At 60.8% G+C, this 584-nt stretch carries 1 protein-coding gene; it reads left to right on the forward strand.

Translation table 11 applies throughout. From position 1 onward, the window contains the following. Positions 1-584: SDR family NAD(P)-dependent oxidoreductase (locus tag L692_RS0119365; RefSeq protein ID WP_025701712.1), on the forward strand; the 584-nt coding region annotated here is incomplete at both ends.

Genomic DNA, 584 nt, shown 5'->3' on the forward strand with positions numbered 1-584 from the left:
CGCCATCGCCGAGCGCTTTGCCTCTGCGCGGATGAATATTGTCATTCACTATATGCATTCCCATGAAGCGGCCAATGAGGTGGCGCGGCGCTGTATGAACGCTGGTTCGCAGGTCATGACCGTGGCCGCCGATTTAAGAGACCGAAGTCAGCTTCACCGTATGGCCGAACGGCTTGCGGCCAGCGGCTTGCAGCCGGACATCCTGGTCAACAATGCCGGCCGGTCCCATTACGGCATGCTTGCCGATCTCACCGAAGAGGAATGGGATGACGTGATGGCCGTCAATCTGAAAGGGACTTTTCTGTGCAGCCAGATTTTCATGCCCCATATGGTCTCGCAGCGGTATGGGCGGATTATCAATGTTTCTTCGGTCTGGGGGATTTCCGGCGCTTCCTGCGAAGTCGCCTATTCCGCGAGCAAGGGCGGCGTCAACGCCTTTACCAAGGCGCTGGCCAGGGAGCTGGCGCCTTCGGGCGTAACGGTGAACGCGGTCGCTCCGGGCGCCGTGCGAACGGCGATGCTGGGCAACCTGGCGGAAGACGAGATCCGCATGCTGGAGGAAGAAATACCGGCGGGGGGGGGGG

The sequence above is a fragment of the Paenibacillus forsythiae T98 genome (assembly GCF_000520735.1).
Taxonomy (GTDB): Bacteria; Bacillota; Bacilli; order Paenibacillales; family Paenibacillaceae; genus Paenibacillus_AQ; species Paenibacillus_AQ forsythiae.